General features: G+C 59.7%; 13 protein-coding genes. 3 read left to right on the top strand and 10 right to left on the bottom strand.

Annotated elements, in window-relative coordinates; genetic code table 11:
- Nucleotides 1-154: 154 nt before the first annotated feature.
- From betA to betI, 3 genes are all read right to left on the bottom strand, one after another.
- Nucleotides 155-1,858: a choline dehydrogenase gene (gene betA, locus ACQ4OB_RS15150; protein WP_430955970.1), complete on the bottom strand. Its 1,704-nt coding sequence runs from the start codon at nucleotides 1,856-1,858 to the stop codon at nucleotides 155-157.
- 170 nt (nucleotides 1,859-2,028) lie between these two features.
- Nucleotides 2,029-3,501, bottom strand: a complete 1,473-nt coding sequence (gene betB / locus ACQ4OB_RS15155) for a betaine-aldehyde dehydrogenase (protein WP_430955971.1) — start codon at nucleotides 3,499-3,501, stop codon at nucleotides 2,029-2,031.
- 107 nt (nucleotides 3,502-3,608) lie between these two features.
- Nucleotides 3,609-4,202: a transcriptional regulator BetI gene (gene betI, locus ACQ4OB_RS15160; protein ID WP_033060362.1), complete on the bottom strand. Its 594-nt coding sequence runs from the start codon at nucleotides 4,200-4,202 to the stop codon at nucleotides 3,609-3,611.
- Between the two features lie 379 nt (nucleotides 4,203-4,581).
- Here betI and ACQ4OB_RS15165 point away from each other — a divergent pair, with 379 nt between their 5' ends.
- On the top strand, nucleotides 4,582-6,531 hold the full coding sequence (locus ACQ4OB_RS15165) for a BCCT family transporter (protein ID WP_229768770.1): 1,950 nt from the start codon (nucleotides 4,582-4,584) through the stop codon (nucleotides 6,529-6,531).
- Nucleotides 6,532-6,718: 187 nt separating this feature from the next.
- On the opposite strand, the gene choV is transcribed toward ACQ4OB_RS15165, so the two are convergent.
- From choV to ACQ4OB_RS15180, 3 genes are all read right to left on the bottom strand, one after another.
- Nucleotides 6,719-7,897 carry a choline ABC transporter ATP-binding protein gene (gene choV / locus ACQ4OB_RS15170; RefSeq protein WP_074871534.1) on the bottom strand — a complete coding sequence of 393 codons (1,179 nt, stop codon included), beginning with the start codon at nucleotides 7,895-7,897 and terminating at the stop codon, nucleotides 6,719-6,721.
- Nucleotides 7,894-8,739 (bottom strand): choline ABC transporter permease subunit, encoded by an 846-nt coding sequence (gene choW / locus ACQ4OB_RS15175; protein ID WP_074871533.1) that lies wholly within the window; start codon nucleotides 8,737-8,739, stop codon nucleotides 7,894-7,896. Before choW ends, choV begins: the two co-directional genes overlap by 4 nt.
- 77 nt (nucleotides 8,740-8,816) lie before the next feature.
- The gene (locus ACQ4OB_RS15180) at nucleotides 8,817-9,767 is read right to left on the bottom strand and encodes a choline ABC transporter substrate-binding protein (protein ID WP_076029477.1); all 951 of its coding nucleotides are present in this window, start codon (nucleotides 9,765-9,767) and stop codon (nucleotides 8,817-8,819) included.
- A 438-nt stretch (nucleotides 9,768-10,205) separates the two neighbouring features.
- On the opposite strand from ACQ4OB_RS15180, the gene ACQ4OB_RS15185 reads away from it, so the two are divergent.
- Both ACQ4OB_RS15185 and ACQ4OB_RS15190 read left to right on the top strand, forming a co-directional pair.
- A complete protein-coding gene (locus ACQ4OB_RS15185) occupies nucleotides 10,206-11,582 on the top strand; it encodes an L-serine ammonia-lyase (protein WP_076029478.1) in 1,377 nt (458 codons plus the stop codon).
- A gap of 571 nt (nucleotides 11,583-12,153) precedes the next feature.
- A complete protein-coding gene (locus ACQ4OB_RS15190) occupies nucleotides 12,154-13,257 on the top strand; it encodes a GlxA family transcriptional regulator (RefSeq protein WP_074871528.1) in 1,104 nt (367 codons plus the stop codon).
- Between the two features lie 129 nt (nucleotides 13,258-13,386).
- Here the strand turns inward: ACQ4OB_RS15190 and ACQ4OB_RS15195 are convergent, their stop codons facing one another.
- The 4 genes from ACQ4OB_RS15195 to ACQ4OB_RS15210 form a co-directional block, all read right to left on the bottom strand.
- Complete coding sequence (locus ACQ4OB_RS15195) at nucleotides 13,387-13,650, bottom strand: hypothetical protein (protein ID WP_074871527.1); 264 nt, start codon at nucleotides 13,648-13,650, stop codon at nucleotides 13,387-13,389.
- 372 nt (nucleotides 13,651-14,022) lie between these two features.
- Entirely contained in the window at nucleotides 14,023-15,186 is a 1,164-nt protein-coding gene (locus tag ACQ4OB_RS15200) for a gamma-butyrobetaine dioxygenase (RefSeq protein WP_430955972.1), read from the bottom strand.
- A 14-nt stretch (nucleotides 15,187-15,200) separates the two neighbouring features.
- Nucleotides 15,201-15,677 (bottom strand): thioesterase family protein, encoded by a 477-nt coding sequence (locus ACQ4OB_RS15205; RefSeq protein ID WP_076029480.1) that lies wholly within the window; start codon nucleotides 15,675-15,677, stop codon nucleotides 15,201-15,203.
- A 144-nt stretch (nucleotides 15,678-15,821) separates the two neighbouring features.
- Complete coding sequence (locus ACQ4OB_RS15210; RefSeq protein WP_076029481.1) at nucleotides 15,822-16,787, bottom strand: L-carnitine dehydrogenase; 966 nt, start codon at nucleotides 16,785-16,787, stop codon at nucleotides 15,822-15,824.
- Nucleotides 16,788-16,804 lie beyond the last annotated feature (17 nt).

A 16,804-nucleotide genomic window follows, 5' to 3' on the forward strand; every position in this document is an offset into this window, starting at 1 on the left:
TGTAGGAAAGGATTACCGAGAGATGTGTGGTGTTTGTCAGGGCCCCATCGCGAGCAGGCTCGCTCCCACATGGGTTTTTGGTTTGATCGCACATTTGCAATCCAACCCGGAACCTGTGGGAGCGAGCCTGCTCGCGATTGGCCGTGACGCGGTTTTACTGAGCAGTCAGGCTCACATCCCGCAACGGCTTGCCACGCACCGGCGCATCGCCGGCCACGAAGTAGGCAGCCTTGCTACGTGGCAGCGGCTTGCGACCACGGATCTTGTCGGCGATTTTCTCGGCGATCATGATCGTCGGCGCGTTCAGGTTGCCGGTGGTGATGATCGGCATGATCGAGGCATCGACCACGCGCAGGGCTTGCATGCCATGCACACGACCTTCGCCATCGACCACGGCCATTTCGTCGGTGCCCATCTTGCACGAGCAGGACGGGTGGAACGCGGTTTCGGCGTGTTCGCGGATGAACTTGTCGAGCTGTTCATCGGTTTGCACGTCGATGCCCGGGCTGATTTCGCGGCCACGGAAAGCGTCCAGTGCAGGCTGTTGCATGATTTCACGGGTCAGGCGGATGCCGTCGCGGAATTCCTGCCAGTCCTGCTCGGTGGCCATGTAGTTGAACAGGATGCTCGGGTACTCGCGCGGATCCTTCGACTTGGCCTGAATCCGACCACGGCTCGGCGAACGCATGGAACCCATGTGCGCCTGGAAACCGTGCTCTTTCACACCGTTGCTGCCGTTGTAGTTAATCGCGACCGGCAGGAAGTGGTACTGGATGTTCGGCCAATCGAATTCCGGACGGGTACGGATGAAACCGCCGGCTTCGAACTGGTTGCTGGCGCCGATGCCGGTGCCGTTGAACAGCCACTCGGCACCGATGGCCGGCTGGTTGTACCAGAGCAGCGACGGGTACAGCGAGACCGGTTGGGTGCAGGCGTATTGCAGGTACAACTCGAGGTGATCCTGCAGGTTCTCACCCACGCCCGGCAGGTCGTGGACCACCGGGATGTCGAGTTTTTTCAGCAGTTCGGCCGGGCCGACGCCGGAGCGTTGCAGGATCTGCGGCGAAGCGATGGCGCCGGAGCACAGCAGCACTTCTTTGCGGGCACGGGCTTCAACGCGCTCTTCAGCGGCGCCGATCAGGTAACGCACGCCGACCGCACGCTTGCCTTCGAACAGGATCTTGTCGGTCAGGGCGTGGGTGACGATGGTCAGGGTCGAGCGCTTCTTGGCGATGTCCAGGTAACCGCGAGCGGTGCTGGCGCGACGGCCGTTCGGCGTCACGGTGCGGTCCATCGGGCCGAAGCCTTCTTGCTGGTAGCCGTTCAGGTCTTCGGTACGCGGGTAACCGGCCTGCACGCCTGCTTCAACCATCGCATGGAACAGCGGGTTGTTGCCGGCTTTGGGCGTGGTCACGCTGACCGGACCGTCGCCACCGTGGTAGTCGTTCGGGCCGATGTCGCGGGTTTCGGCCTTGCGGAAATACGGCAGGCAGTTCAGGTAGTCCCAGTCTTCCAGGCCTGGCAGTTTGGCCCAGTTGTCGTAGTCCATCGCGTTGCCGCGGATGTAGCACATGCCGTTGATCAGCGAAGAACCACCCAGGCCCTTGCCGCGACCGCATTCCATCCGGCGACCGTCCATGTGTGGCTCTGGATCGGTTTCGTAGGCCCAGTTGTAGCGACGGCCTTGCAGCGGGAACGCCAGGGCGGCCGGCATTTGCGTGCGGAAATCCATGCGGTAGTCAGGGCCGCCTGCTTCGAGCAACAGGACGGTGACGCCTTCGTCTTCAGTCAGACGGGTCGCCAGGGTGTTACCGGCCGAGCCGGCACCGATGATGATGTAATCGAATTCTTGGGACATTGAATGCACCCTCTTTGAAAGTGGTCAGGTCGGCGAGTGCTTCGCACTCGATCGCGGGCAAGCCACGCTCCCACAGGGATCGGGGGCACCGCAGATTTGGCGAACGGCGCCAAACCTGTGGGAGCTGGCTTGCCTGCGATAGCGATCTCGCAGGCGAAGCAAATACCGCCTTAGAAAACCGAGGCGTAATCGCCCAGTTCGACCTGTACCGATTTGATGCGTGTGAAGTTGTTCAGCGAGCTGATGCCGTTCTCACGGCCCACGCCCGACTGCTTGTAGCCGCCGACCGGCATCTTGGCGTCGGACTCGCCCCAGGCGTTGATCCAGCAGATACCGGCTTCCAGTTGATGAATCACGCGGTGAGCGCGGTTCAGGTCCTTGGTGACGACGCCAGCGGCCAGGCCGAACTCGGTGTCGTTGGCGCGACGGATCACTTCTTCTTCGGTTTCGTAAGTCAGGATCGCCATGACCGGGCCGAAGATTTCTTCGCGAACGATGGTCATCTCGTCGGTGCAGTCGGTGAACACGGTCGGAGCCACGAACGCGCCTTTGGCGAACTCGCCTTCGGTCAGACGGCTGCCGCCGCACAGGACGCGAGCGCCTTCTTCCTTACCTTTGGCGATGTAACCCAGCACGCTTTCCATGTGGGCGAAGCTGACCAGCGGGCCGAAGTTGGTGTTCTCGTCTTCCGGGTTGCCGACACGAATGCGCGCAACGCGCTCAACGATCTTGGCTTCGAACGCAGCTTTCAGGTGGCTCGGCACGAACACGCGAGTGCCGTTGGTGCAAACCTGACCGGAGCTGTAGAAGTTGGCCATCATGGCGGTGTCGGCGGCGCGATCGAGGTCGGCGTCGTCGAAAATGATCAGCGGGGATTTGCCGCCCAGTTCCATGGTCACGTCTTTGAGCGACGAGGCGGAAGCGCTGGCCATGACCTTCTTGCCGGTGTCGGTGCCGCCGGTGAAGGAGATCTTTTCGATGCGTGGGTGTTCGGTCAACCAGGTGCCGACTTCACGGCCGCTGCCGGTCAGTACGTTGAACACGCCAGCCGGAACGCCGGCTTCGGTGTAGATCTCGGCCAGTTTCAGCGTGGTCAGGGAAGTGACTTCGCTTGGCTTGAAAATCATCGCGTTACCGGCCGCCAGGGCAGGTGCGGATTTCCACAGGGCGATCTGGATCGGGTAGTTCCACGCGCCGATACCGGCGACAACACCGAGCGGCTCGCGACGGGTGTAGACGAACGAAGTGGTGCGCAGCGGGATTTGTTCGCCTTCGATAGCCGGCACCAGACCTGCGTAGTACTCCAGCACGTCAGCGCCGGTGACGATGTCGACGTACTTGGTTTCGGAGAACGCCTTGCCGGTGTCCAGGGTTTCCAGGGCGGCCAGTTCATCGTTGCGCTCACGCAGGATGTCGACGGCACGACGCAGGATGCGCGAACGCTCCATGGCGGTCATCGCAGCCCAGATTTTCTGGCCCTTTTCGGCGCTGACTACAGCGCGTTCAACGTCTGACTGGGTCGCACGCTGTACGGTTGCGAGGACTTCACCGTTAGCCGGGTTGATGGCTTCGAAAGTGGCGTCGCTGCTGGCGTCACTGTAGCCGCCATCGATGTAGAGTTTTTGCAGTTCGAAACGGGCCATAAAGTCCTCGCAAGTGCATAAGTGGTTGGCGTTGGTCTCCGGGCGTGCCGTGTCGCATTGGCGGCGCTGGTCGGTGACGGTTCAGGTGCCGAGCGGTTCTGTGTGCTCTAACTCACCTGCTTGGCCAGTTGGAAATCCATGTATTCGTAAGCGATCTGGTGCGCCTGCCCGGTGTCGAAAGCATCTCCCGACAGCGCGCCGCGCAACCACAAACCGTCAATGAGGGCTGCCAGGCCGCGGGCTGCACTGCGCGCATCATCGAGCGGCAATACACGGCGGAACTGGCAGCACAGGTTGGAATACAGACGGTGATCGTTGATCCGCTGCAACCTGTGCAAAGACGGGTGGTGCATGCTGGTGGCCCAGAAGGCCAGCCAGGTTTTCATTGCCGGGCCATTGACCTGGCTGGCGTCGAAGTTGCCTTCGATAATCACCTGAAGGTGCGCCCGCGGGCTGCTGTCTTCCAGCGCCTGGCGACGCGCGGTGACGTTCTCGCTGAGGACACTCATCAGATACTGCGCGGTGGCCGCGATCAGGCCGTTCTTGTCCTGAAAATAGTGACTGATGATGCCATTCGAGACACCGGCCAAACGGGCGATCAGCGCAATGCTGGCGTCCCCCATGCCGACCTGATCGACCGCCTGTAGCGTGGCTTCGATCAACTGCTGGCGGCGGATGGGTTGCATACCGACCTTGGGCATCTTGCACATCTCCTTAGGCCTTCCGGCAGACGCGAAACGTCTATCGGTTTGAAGGCCAGTCTATTTTGTTTTGATTGAACGTTCAATCAACAAAGAATAAGATCTGCGACAATTCGTCGCTACCTACAGGTTTTTCCTACATGTAGTTGGCGGAAAAACGACATCTGAAAATGCTCGAAACCCACACGCTCAGGCGTTCAGGGGTTTCGGGCTTTTTTCGGGCTGTCTTTATATCACCCGCTGGTCGGCTGCCAACTAACCGAATGGTCGGGTAACGCGTTGCCTTGTGTTTTTCTCTCGCACTGCCTGGAGCATCTGTGCCATGAGTTCCGCCTCTCTAATAAAGACCCCACCCGAGAAGGTGACGGTCAACGGTTGGGTGTTCTACACCTCTACCGCGTTGATCCTGTTGTTGACCGCCATTCTGATCATCGCCCCGCAAGAGGCCGGCAGAATGCTCGGCATTGCCCAGGCCTGGTTGTCCCGCAGCTTCGGCTGGTACTACATGGTGGTGATCGCCGCGTACCTGGTTTTTGTGGTCGGCCTGGCGTTTTCGTCCTACGGCAAGCTCAAGCTGGGCAGCAAGGACGATACCCCGGATTTCAGCTACGGCGCCTGGGCGGGGATGCTGTTCTCGTCGGGTATCGGCATCTCGCTGCTGTACTTCGGCGCTTCCGAGCCGCTGGACCACTACTTCAATCCGCCGGAAGGCGTGGCCGGTAGCAACTTGGCTGCACGTCAGGCCGTTCAGCTGACGTTCCTGCACTGGGGCCTGCACGGCTGGGCGATCTATGCATTGGTCGGCCTGGCCGTTGCTTACTTTGCTTACCGTCACAACCAGCCGCTGGCATTGCGTTCGGCGCTGTATCCGCTGGTGGGCGAGCGTTGGGTCAAAGGCGCCGCCGGTCACGCGGTGGACGGCTTCGGCATGTTCGTGACCCTGCTGGGTCTGGTGACGAACCTGGGGATTGGTTCGCTGCAAGTGTCGTCGGGGCTTGAAAACCTGTTCGGCATGGAACACAGCAACACCAACCTGCTGATCGTGATCATCGTGATGAGCACCGTAGCGACCATCGCGGCGGTGTCTGGCGTGGAAAACGGCATTCGCCGCCTGTCTAACCTGAACATCGTGCTGTTCAGCGGTCTGCTGATTTTCGTGCTGTTGTTCGGCCCGACCCTGCACCTGCTCAACGGCTTCGTGCAAAACATCGGCGACTACCTGAACGGCGTGGTGCTGAAGACCTTCGACCTCTATGTGTACGAAGGCGACAGCGAGAAGTCTGACCGCTGGTTGGGCCTGTGGACTTTGTTCTACTGGGCCTGGTGGATTTCCTGGGCCCCATTCGTGGGTATGTTCATCGCGCGTATTTCCCGTGGGCGCACGGTGCGTGAACTGGTCGCCGGTGTGTTGCTGATTCCTCTGGGTTTCACCCTGGCATGGCTGTCGATCTTCGGTAACTCGGCCCTGGACCTGGTGATGAACCATGGGGCGGTGGAACTCGGCAAGACGGCGCTGGAACAGCCGTCGATGGCGATTTACCAACTGCTTGAGCATTACCCGGCGTCGAAGATTGTGATCGGCGTGTCGATCTTTGTCGGCTTCGTGCTGTTCCTGACCCCGGCGGATTCCGGTGCGGTGATGATGGCCAATCTTTCGTGCAAGGGCGGTAACGTCGACGAAGATGCGCCGCATTGGCTGCGGATCTTCTGGTCGGCGGTGATCACGCTGGTGACCATCGGCCTGCTGTTCGCCGGTAACTTCGAAGCCATGCAAACCATGGTGGTGCTGGCGGGGCTGCCGTTCTCGGTAGTGCTGGTGTTCTTCATGTTCGGCTTGCACAAGGCCATGCGCCAGGACGTGCAGATCGAACAGGAACAAGCGGAACTGGCGGCGCGTGGTCGTCGTGGTTTCAGCGAGCGTCTGACCCAGCTGGATCTGCAACCGAACCAGTCGATCGTTCAGCGTTTCATGGACAAGCGCGTCAGCCCGGCGCTGGAAGACGCGGCTGTGCAATTGCGTGCTCAGGGCCTGGATGTGCAGACGTTGCTTGGCAAGGCCAAGCGCTGCATGGGCGTGCGGATCGAGATGGAAGAGGGCAACCCTTTTGTCTACGAAGTAAGCCTGGACGGCTATCTGGCGGCGGCGAGTGACACGGTGTCGGCTGAAAGTGCCGATGAACCGCGCGCACGTTACTACCGCGCCGAGGTGTACCTGCACAACGGCAGCCAGGATTACGATCTGATGGGCTTCACTCAGGATCAGATCACCCGCGACGTGCTCGACCAGTTTGAAAGCCATCGGCAGCTGCTTGGCCGGGTTTATAGCTGAGGTGTGATTCAAGATCGTTCCCACGCTCTGCGTGGGAATGCCTCCTGTGTCGCTCCGCGTCACGCGGCTAGGGACGCAGAGCGTCCCGGGCTGCATTCCCACGCAGAGCGTGGGAACGATCAATACCCCAATATCCCGCAAACAAAAACGCCGCGATCTCTCGCGGCGTTTTTGTGTCTGCTGTTTCTTACCCCAGGTTCTTGCCGAGCAGTGCGTGATACAGCTCGCTGTCGCCAAGAATCCCGACAACCTTGTTGTTGTCGTGCAGCACCAGCTTGTTACCCGTCTGATAACGAATCTGCAGCGCGTCGCGCATGCCGATGTTCGAATCCACCAGCGTCGGCCGACGGCCCAGCCCTTCAACGGCTTGCCCAGGGATCCAGTTCTGCAGGTCCAGACTCGCGCCGTTCTGGCGTGCGCCTTTGATGGTGTTGCCTTCAGCCAGGTCCAGCCAGGAATCGCCACCCGGATCCAGGCATACCGAACCGTTGATACGTTTGCAGTTGTCCAGGGTGCGCATCAGGCTGCGACCGCACAGTACGTTCAGCGGATTGGTGTGGGCGACGAAGGTGCGCACGTAATCGTCCGCAGGGTTCAGCACGATCTCTTCCGGCTTGCTGTACTGAATGATCCGACCGTCTTTCATGATCGCGATACGGCTGCCGAGCTTCAGGGCTTCATCGAGGTCGTGACTCACGAAAACGATGGTCTTGCTCAGCTTGCGTTGCAGTTCCAGCAGTTCGTCTTGCAGGCCTTGGCGGATCAGTGGGTCGAGTGCCGAGAACGGTTCGTCCATCAGCAGGATGTCGGCGTCCATCGCCAGGGCACGGGCCAGGCCCACGCGTTGTTGCATACCACCTGACAGCTCGTTGGGTTTCTTGTTACGCCATTGGGTCAGGCCCACCAGCTCAAGTTTTTCATCGACCAGTTTTTTCCGCTCTTTCTCCGGACGACCCTGCATTTCCAGACCGAAGCTGATGTTCTCGCGAACGGTCAGCCAAGGCATCAGGGCGAACTTCTGGAACACCATCGCAATGCGCTTGGTGCGCATCATTTTCAGTTCTGCCGGGGTGCAGGACGCGATGTCGATCTGCTTGCCTTCGTGCTCGACGAACAACTTGCCGCGGCTGACGGTGTTGAGGCCGTTGATGCAACGCAGCAAGCTGGACTTGCCGGAGCCGGACAGGCCCATCAGTACGCAGATTTCACCTTTTTCGACATCCAGGCTGGCCTTTTCGACGCCAACGATCTGCCCGGTCTTTTTCAGGATCTCGTTACGGGTCATGCCTTGGTCGAGGAGTTTCAAGGCCTCGCGCGGGTCTTTGGAGAAGATTACGTCGACGTCTTCGAAGCGAATAATGCTCATGCGTCACCCCCTACTTTGGCTTCGGGTTGTTTGCAGATACGGTCGAGCATGATCGCCAGCAGTACGATCGCCAGGCCTGCTTCGAAGCCCAGAGCGATATCAGCAGTGTTCAGTGCGTTGACCACGGGTTTGCCCAGGCCATCGGCGCCCACCAGTGCCGCAATCACCACCATCGACAACGACAGCATGATGCACTGGGTGATACCGGCCGCGATGCTTGGCATGGCGTGGGGCAGTTCGATTCGCGAGAGCAGCTGACGTCGCGAGCAGCCAAAGGCCTTGCCAGCGTCCATCAATTCTTCCGGGACATCGCGAATACCCAGGTAAGTCAGGCGGATAGGTGCGGCAATCGCGAACACCACCGTAGAAATCAGACCCGGGACCACACCCAGACCGAAGAGGGTCAGGGTAGGAATGAGGTACACGAAGGTCGGCACGGTCTGCATCAGATCGAGCACCGGCCGCATCACTGTGTAGAACATCGGTTTGTGCGCAGCGACGATGCCCAACGGCACGCCGATCAATACGCACACCAGGGTGGCGAACAACACCTGGGCGAGGGTTTCCATGGTTTCCTGCCAGTACCCCAGATTGAGGATCAGCAGGAAGGAGGCGACGACAAAAACGGTCAGGCCCCATTTGCGTTGAATGAAGTGTGCCAGTAACGCGATAAGGCCGATCAATGCCAGCGGGTTGAACCAGGTCAGCGCGAAAGTCACGCCGTGGATCATCGTTTCCAGTGACACGGCGATTGCGTCGAAGGTGTTGGCGCCGTTTTGCGTCAACCATTCAACGAAGCCCGCAATGTACTGGCCTAAAGGTATTTTCTGATCAATCAGCATGGTAGTGAACGTCCGCATGCAAGGAAATAAACAGCCCGGGCGAGCGAACTCGCCCGGCGTAAGCGATGCTTCCTAATTCAAGGCTGCGCGAGCTTGGTTTTCACGGCCTCCAGGCCTGGTTTACCGTCAATGGTGGTTACGCCAGCGAGCCAGGTATCGAGCACCTGTGGATTCTTTTTCAGCCAGGCCTTGGCGGCCGCGTCAGGCTTCATTTTGTCGTCCAGGACGTTGCCCATTAGCGTGCTTTCCATGTCGAGGGTGAACACCAGGTTTTTCAGCAACTGTCCAACGTTGCTGCATTCCTGTGCGTAGCCCTTGCGGGTGTTGGTGAAGATGGTTGCCTGGCCGAAGTTCGGGCCGAAAAAGTCGTCGCCGCCGGTCAGGTACTTCATCTTGAAACGCGTGTTCATCGGGTGTGGTTCCCAGCCCAGGAACACCACGGCGGTGTTGCGGCGCTGGGCGCGATCGACTTGCGAGAGCATGCCTGCCTCGCTGGATTCGACCACCTTGAAGCCGGCGTCTTTCAAGCCGAAGGCGTTCTTGTCGATCATGCTCTGGATCAGGCGGTTACCGTCGTTGCCTGGTTCGATACCGTAGATCTTGCCGTCGAGTTCTTTCTTGAACTTGGCGATGTCGGCGAAATCTTTCAGACCTTTGTTATACAACTCTTCGGGGACGGCGAGTGTGTATTTTGCGTTTTCCAGATTAGCGCGCACTGTCTCCACGGTACCGGCATCGCGGTAGGCCTTGATGTCGTTTTCCATGGTCGGCATCCAGTTACCCAGGAACACGTCCATGTTCTTGCCATCGGCCAGGGACTTGTAGGTCACCGGAACGGAAATCATCGTGGTTTTGGTCTTGTAGCCAAGGGCCTCGAGAACGACGCTGGTAGTGGCGGTGGTGACGGTAATGTCAGTCCAGCCGACATCTGAGAAGTTTACGGTGCTGCATTGGGCCGGTTCTGCGGCTTGAGCCAGAAACGGCAGACTCAGCATGGCGGCCAACAACAACGACGGGGAACCTTTCATAAAGGGCGACTCCTTGGTGTTTTTTTTGGCAGTGTTCCGACTGGACCACCGCACTTATAGGTTGCGGTTGGATGGCGTTTTGGAGACATCTCTACCACGGCGCCTTGCAATCGAGTCGATACGATCATGTACCAGTGAAAATCTGACGCCTACAGGGTGCGTCGTAACCAGTACAGGGATGGTCGCATCCAGTGTCGGTGACGTCGTTTACAGCTTTTTTCAGCCCACTTTGCCTCTCTGATCTGCAAAAAAACGGCGAAAACGTAGCGTCCGCGCCTCGCGGCGTTTGTGGGCATGAGTGCGTCGGTGTGAGACGTCGAACGACATGACAAAAGCCTGATGATGCGGCCATCTCGGCGGATTGCAGCTTGAGCGTAGCAGCTCCGTCACTGGGCGCTTTTGGCGTCTGGAGTTGGCACATCCAGGAGTTCGGCAGTAATGGCTATCAGTGTTTTCGACCTGTTCAAAATCGGCATCGGCCCTTCCAGTTCGCACACCGTGGGGCCAATGCGGGCCGCGGCGTTGTTCGTGCAAGGTTTGCGTGAGCAGGGGCTTTTGGAACAAGTACGGCGCGTCGAGGTTCAGCTTTATGGTTCGTTGTCGGCCACCGGCATCGGTCACGGCAGCGACAACGCGGTGATCATGGGCCTGATGGGCGAATGGCCGGACGCGATCGATCCGTCGCAAATCGGCATTCGCATCGAAACCCTGCGCGAAACCCAAACGCTGTTGCTCGACAGTCGTTTGCCGGTGCCGTTCATCTGGGCCCGCGACATGCGCCTCATCGACGAGAACCTGCCGTTCCACCCTAACGCCATGACGCTGATCGTCGAAGGTGATGACGGCGAACTGCATCGCGACACCTACTATTCCATCGGCGGCGGTTTTGTCGTCGATGAGGCACAGGCTTCCAGCGGCGTGGTCGATCTGGATCGCACCGTGTTGCCGTACGACTTCTCCAGTGCCGTCGAGCTGCTCAGTCTCTGCAAGCAGCACAACCTGCGCGTTGCAGAGTTGATGCTGGCCAACGAGAAAGTCTGGCGCAGCGAGGAAGAAATTCGCGCTGGCCTGATGACACTCTGGCGCGCCATGCAAGATTGCGTCGAACAAGGCCTCAAACACGAAGGCATCTTGCCCGGTGGCCTGAATGTGCGTCGTCGCGCGGCCAAACTGCACCGCAGCCTGCAAGAGTTGAACAAGCCCAACGTGATCGGCTCGACCTTGAGCGCCATGGAATGGGTGAATTTGTTCGCCTTGGCCGTCAACGAGGAAAACGCCGCCGGCGGGCGCATGGTCACGGCGCCGACCAATGGCGCGGCGGGGATCATTCCGGCGGTGCTGCACTACTTTATGAAGTTCAGCGAAGTGGTGACCGAGGCCAACGTAGTCGACTATTTCCTCAGTGCGGCGGCGGTCGGGATTCTGTGCAAGAAGAACGCTTCGATTTCCGGTGCCGAAGTCGGTTGCCAGGGCGAAGTCGGTTCGGCCTGCGCCATGGCGGCAGCTGGGCTGGCGGAGATTCTGGGGGCGACACCGGAGCAGCTGTGCAACGCGGCGGAAATCGGTCTGGAACACAACCTCGGCCTGACCTGCGACCCGGTGGGCGGGCTGGTGCAAGTGCCGTGCATCGAGCGCAATGCGATTGCCGCGGTGAAGGCCATCAACGCAGCGCAGATGGCGCTGCGTGGCGACGGTCAGCACTTTATCTCGCTGGATCGGGTGATCCGCACGATGCGTGATACCGGTGCCGACATGCATGACAAATACAAAGAGACATCGCGCGGTGGGTTGGCGGTTAGCGCGGTTGAGTGCTGAGACCCTTTAACTCTCTGGTGGAATGAGTATCTGTGGCGAGGGAGCTTGCTCCCGCTGGGGCGCGAAGCGGCCCTAAAATCTTTACGACTGCTACGCAGCCGAGCGGGAGCAAGCTCCCTCGCCACAGAAAGCTAATTACCCATGAAGACCAGTCAAAACTGCGCACAAAGTGAACACCCGATTCAAAACGCGCCACGTTTTGGAGCGTCGCTTACAGATAAGCCCCTTGCCCGATCCGGGATCCAAGTTGGCCATTACCGCCTGTCACCTGTGCTTGCGGTGACACTCTTCTCCAGGTCGCTGTAGCCCTGTTCCCACAAGTGCTACCGATTTGCTCACGCCCAACGGGGCAGAGCCTCTCCCGCCGATAATGGCACTTATAACCCCTACTCGCGACGCGGCTTATATAGACGCGGTGCGACGTCGTTTTCAGGAGTTATTGAACAGCCATTCAATTTTAGGCATGGCAATTGCTCTGTCATTACAAAGCCCGTCTCCCACGCGAGAACGATGGCAATAAAAAGAGCCTCCGCCTGAGGCCATCACCCGCTTTGTGTGAGGAGATACCGCGATGACGACGTTCAACTCCGGGGCCCAACCCCAGAACCGTGCGCCTCAATCCATCGGCTTTCTGCTGCTGGACAATTTCACGCTTATTTCTCTGGCCTCCGCAGTAGAACCCCTGCGCATGGCCAACCAACTGTCCGGCCGCGAGCTGTATCGCTGGACCACACTGACCGTCGACGGTGGCCAGGTCTGGGCCAGTGACGGTCTGCAGATCACTCCCGACTGCTCCATGCACAAAGCGCCTCCGATGGACACCATCATTGTCTGTGGCGGTATCGGCATCCAGCGCACTGTCACCCGTGAACACGTGTCATGGCTGCAAAGCCAGGCGCGTCAGTCCAAGCGTCTGGGCGCAGTCTGCACCGGTAGCTGGGCCCTGGCCTGCGCCGGCTTGCTGGACGGTTTTGATTGCAGCGTGCACTGGGAATGCCTGGCCGCCATGCAGGAAGCGTTTCCGCGTGTGGCCATGAGCACCCGGTTGTTCACCCTCGACCGTAACCGTTTCACCAGCTCCGGCGGTACTGCGCCGCTGGACATGATGCTGCACCTGATCAGCCGCGATCACGGCCGTGAACTGTCCGCCGCGATTTCGGAGATGTTTGTCTACGAACGCATCCGCAACGAGCAGGATCACCAGCGTGTGCCGCTCAAGCACATGCTCGGCACCAACCAGCCGAAGTTGCAGGAAATCGTCGCGCTGATGGAGGCCAACCTCGAAGAGCCGATCGACCTCGACGAATTGGCGGTGTATGTCGCCGTGTCGCGTCGTCAGCTGGAGCGGCTGTTCCAGAAATACCTGCACTGCTCGCCGTCGCGTTACTACCTCAAGCTGCGCTTGATCCGCGCACGGCAGTTGCTCAAGCAAACGCCGATGTCGATCATCGAAGTGGCGTCGGTGTGTGGCTTCGTGTCCACGCCGCACTTCTCCAAGTGCTACCGCGAATACTTCGGCATTCCGCCACGTGACGAGCGCGTGGGTTCCAACACCACGCAACAAGTGGCGATGATGCCGCTGCCGCAAGCACTGGTGCTGTCGCCGTTGTCCGGGCCGTTGTCGGCGCTGAGCCAGGCGCGTAACGAGTCGACGTTCGCCAGCGTAAGGCTTTGATGCTCTGATCGTTCCCACGCTCTGCGTGGGAATGCCTCAATGGACGCTCTGCGTCCGCTTCGGCAGGGACGCGGAGCGTCCCGGGCTGCATTCCCACGCAGAGCGTGGGAACGATCACTACCCTGGAAATCAGGCGCTACGGCTTTGCTGATACTCCGCCAACGCCGGCAGCAGTTGTTTGTCGATGGCCTGTCGCACGGCCGGCAGGATGGTCGCGCTGCTGGTGTACATCTGCTTGACCATGGTCCGCAGCGTCATCGCCCGTTCATCGTTCAAACCTCGCACTGCGCATTCACAAGCTTGCGCAGCTGTAGAGCCACTCGGTACTTGAAAACCCAACGATTTCAGCTGGCCCAACAGGTCTTCCTGGTCAATCAAATCGGCGTGCATCATGACGCAATCCTTCTTCAGGGAACGGTGTCGTGGTTCGATTCTCATAGGGGTACGGAGTGGCGGCAAGGACGATTTGTCGCAATGGCCGCAATACCTATGAACAGGTCGTTTTCGGCTAACTTGCTATGGCTGGGAGTGGGCACACTGGGATCAGCTGGCTTCACGAAGGTTTGGTCACCCTCGCGCAAACGGCTCCTCAACAGTACCCACCTCTGCCCCGATCCTGTCACGGCTTGATCGGGGTTTTTTTTGCCTGTGAATCAGGAAGGAATGTGGTGTCTGGGCTGATGCCATCGCGAGCAGGCTCACTCCCACAGGAATTGCGAATAACCTGTGGGAGCGTGGCTTGCCCGCGATGAACGATAACGCGGTCTACCGTTGCAGCACCAAAATCCGCGACAACAACTCATCCCGATCCACATAACAACCCTGAAAATGCCGGGCGCCAGTAGCAGGGTCGAAGGCGTTGCGGGCGTGGAGGGTGCGGCGGTTGTCGAAACACCACATTTCGCCTGGGTTTAACCGCGTCATCACGCGGAATCGCGCTTCCCGGGTCATCGCAATAAAGCGGCGGTAGGCGTGATAGAGCGCGGGCATCTGCTCGACCGACGCATCGAACGGACCGCGCAGAAAGTTCGCCATGCGAATTTCCGAAACCTGCCCAAAGGCATCCAGCGCGATGATCGGCGCGAGACAGCGGTAGTCGCTGTGACGGTCTTTGTTGCGAAACTCCACCGGGATTTCGCAAAGGCTTTTGAACGCCTCGGGATCTTCATCGCGCAAGGCTTCGGCAATGGCAAAACCGTCGACGAAAATACTCTCGCCCCCTTCGGCGTCATTCACCAGGCAATGCAGAAATTGCAGCCCCGGTTGCAACTCCCGGGTCGGCAGGTCGCTGTGCAGCGGCAGGTTGAAAGCGGTGTAGGCATTGCTGTCGGCATCGGCCCTGGATTGCACGTTGAACAGCACGCCAAAATTGCTCTCGCGAATGAAGGAAATCCGCTGGGCAATCAACTTCAACGAGCCCGGCTCGGTGGGCACGCCGCGGACCTGAGTCAGGCCGCTATCGCGCACCGCCAGCAGCCATTGCAGCAAGGCGTCGTTGTCGTTCATCAACGCCTGATAGTCGAACACCGGCAGCGTCAGGTTGCTGTGCCAGAGCTGGCTTTTGGGCTTCGCGGCCCGGCGCTCGGCACGGGACTCGTCGTCGTAGGCGTGGGCCCGTAGCCAGCCAGGATCGAAGCGGCTGAGATGGCCGTCCTGCCAATCGACACGCAGACAGCCTTCGGCATCAATGCTGACATTCGAGGGCTTCAGGTTCTCGGCGACATCGACGATTTCCAGCACTTGCTCGCGGGTTACGGTGTAGACGCACAGCGGGCACGGACAGTTGTCCCGCAGCCACTGATGATGAAACGGGCTGACACGGTCATCGGCCCACTTCACTTGAATTCGGTCCGCCAGGGTGTCTACGGCGGTCAACGCGCTGATCAACGGGTAGGTACGGAAGTCGGCAAAAGCGGCGGCGGTGTTCAATGGCGATCTCCTTGTTATTTTTTAGGGGGTAACGCGATCACTCGGCCAATGTAGTCGGGGGCGGGAAGGTCGGTTTGCTCGGCGACGATGGCTTGCAGCTTGCTCAAGGTGTCTTCGCTGAACGGTGCGGAGCGCGGCCCGGCAAGATCGACGTGCAGCAGCATTTGTTCATTGCCCGCCAGCTCCTTGTCGTCGCCCACCCGATGCAGGCTGTGATAGAGGTGCAGGCGTTTGCTGTCGTGGCCGATGATTTGGGTGTGCACTTCGACGTCGGCGTCGAGCTTCACTTCGTGCAGGTAATTGAGGTGCAGTTCGAGGGTGAACAGCGAGTTGCCGCTGGCTTCGCGGTTGGTGCTGTCCATGCCCAGACGATCCATCAGCGCATCGGTGGCATAGCTGAAAATCAGCAGGTAGAAAGCGTCGCGCAAGTGGCCGTTGTAGTCGACCCAGTCGGGGATGATTTTGGTTTGGTAGGTGGTGAGGGTGGACATGATTCTCTCCAGGCATGATCGGGGTTGATCGTTCCCAGGCTCCGCGTGGGAATGCCTCAATGGACGCTCTGCGTCCGCTTTTGGGACGCGGAGCGTCCCGGGCTGCATTCCCACGCAGAGCGTGGGAACGATCAGTGGGGAGGCTTATTCGCTGAAGGCCATCCCATGCTTCTCTTTGGTGGTCTTCACCGCCTCCAGCACTGCCAGCAAGCAATCATCACGATAGCGCTCCAGCGCGGAAATGCTGTGCGTGCCCAACTGATCGCTGGTGCCATCCACCACATCATCAATCAACTTGTCGGTCAGCTCCGGCGCCGGCAGATACGTCCACGGCAACTGCAATGCCGGCCCGAATTGCGCCATGAAGTGCCGCATGCCCGCATCGCCACCCGCCAGGGTGTACGTCAAGAACGTGCCCATGAACGACCAGCGCAGCCCCGCGCCAAAGCGAATCGCATCATCGATTTCGCCGGTGGTCGCCACACCGTCGTTGACCAGGTGCAGCGCCTCACGCCAGAGCGCTTCGAGCAAGCGGTCAGCGATAAAACCGGGTACTTCCTTGCGCACGTGCAGCGGACGCATGCCCAAGGATTCATAGACTTTCATGGCCGCTTGAACCGCTTGCGGCGCGGTGTTTTTTCCGCCCACCACTTCCACCAGCGGCAGCAGGTAAACCGGGTTGAACGGGTGGCCGACGACGCAGCGTTCCGGGTGCGTCGAGCTCTCGTAGAACTCGCTCGGCAACAGGCCGGAAGTACTGGAACCGATCAAGGCATTGGGCTTGGCCGCCGCGCTGATTTTGGCGTGCAGTTCCAGTTTCAGGTCCAGACGCTCGGGGGCGCTTTCCTGAATAAAATCCGCATCGCGAACGCATTCTTCGATAGTGGCGACAAAGCGCAACCGATCCTGCGATGCGCCTGGCGCAAGGCCCTGTTTCTCCAACGCGCCCCAGGCATTGGCGACGCGTTTGCGCAGCGCGGCTTCAGCGCCGGGCGCCGGGTCCCAGGCCACCACGTCGAGGCCGTGGGCGAGGGCGCGGGATACCCAACCGCTGCCGATGACACCGCTGCCCAGGGCGGCGAAGGTTTTGATTTCAGTGATAAAGCTCATGGTCACTTCCTGAATTT

Source organism: Pseudomonas sp. ES4 (assembly GCF_050586665.1).
GTDB classification, from domain to species: domain Bacteria; phylum Pseudomonadota; class Gammaproteobacteria; order Pseudomonadales; family Pseudomonadaceae; genus Aquipseudomonas; species Aquipseudomonas frederiksbergensis.

Bases quoted from the DNA above. Each gene is read 5' to 3' on its own strand.
- betA (WP_430955970.1), bottom strand. From the start codon at position 1,858: ATGTCCCAAGAATTCGATTACATCATCATCGGTGCCGGCTCGGCCGGT.
- betB (WP_430955971.1), bottom strand. From the start codon at position 3,501: ATGGCCCGTTTCGAACTGCAAAAACTCTACATCGATGGCGGCTACAGT.
- betI (WP_033060362.1), bottom strand. From the start codon at position 4,202: ATGCCCAAGGTCGGTATGCAACCCATCCGCCGCCAGCAGTTGATCGAA.
- choV (WP_074871534.1), bottom strand. From the start codon at position 7,897: ATGAGCATTATTCGCTTCGAAGACGTCGACGTAATCTTCTCCAAAGAC.
- choW (WP_074871533.1), bottom strand. From the start codon at position 8,739: ATGCTGATTGATCAGAAAATACCTTTAGGCCAGTACATTGCGGGCTTC.
- ACQ4OB_RS15180 (WP_076029477.1), bottom strand. From the start codon at position 9,767: ATGAAAGGTTCCCCGTCGTTGTTGTTGGCCGCCATGCTGAGTCTGCCG.
- ACQ4OB_RS15185 (WP_076029478.1), top strand. From the start codon at position 10,206: ATGGCTATCAGTGTTTTCGACCTGTTCAAAATCGGCATCGGCCCTTCC.
- ACQ4OB_RS15190 (WP_074871528.1), top strand. From the start codon at position 12,154: ATGACGACGTTCAACTCCGGGGCCCAACCCCAGAACCGTGCGCCTCAA.
- ACQ4OB_RS15195 (WP_074871527.1), bottom strand. From the start codon at position 13,650: ATGATGCACGCCGATTTGATTGACCAGGAAGACCTGTTGGGCCAGCTG.
- ACQ4OB_RS15205 (WP_076029480.1), bottom strand. From the start codon at position 15,677: ATGTCCACCCTCACCACCTACCAAACCAAAATCATCCCCGACTGGGTC.
- ACQ4OB_RS15210 (WP_076029481.1), bottom strand. From the start codon at position 16,787: ATGAGCTTTATCACTGAAATCAAAACCTTCGCCGCCCTGGGCAGCGGT.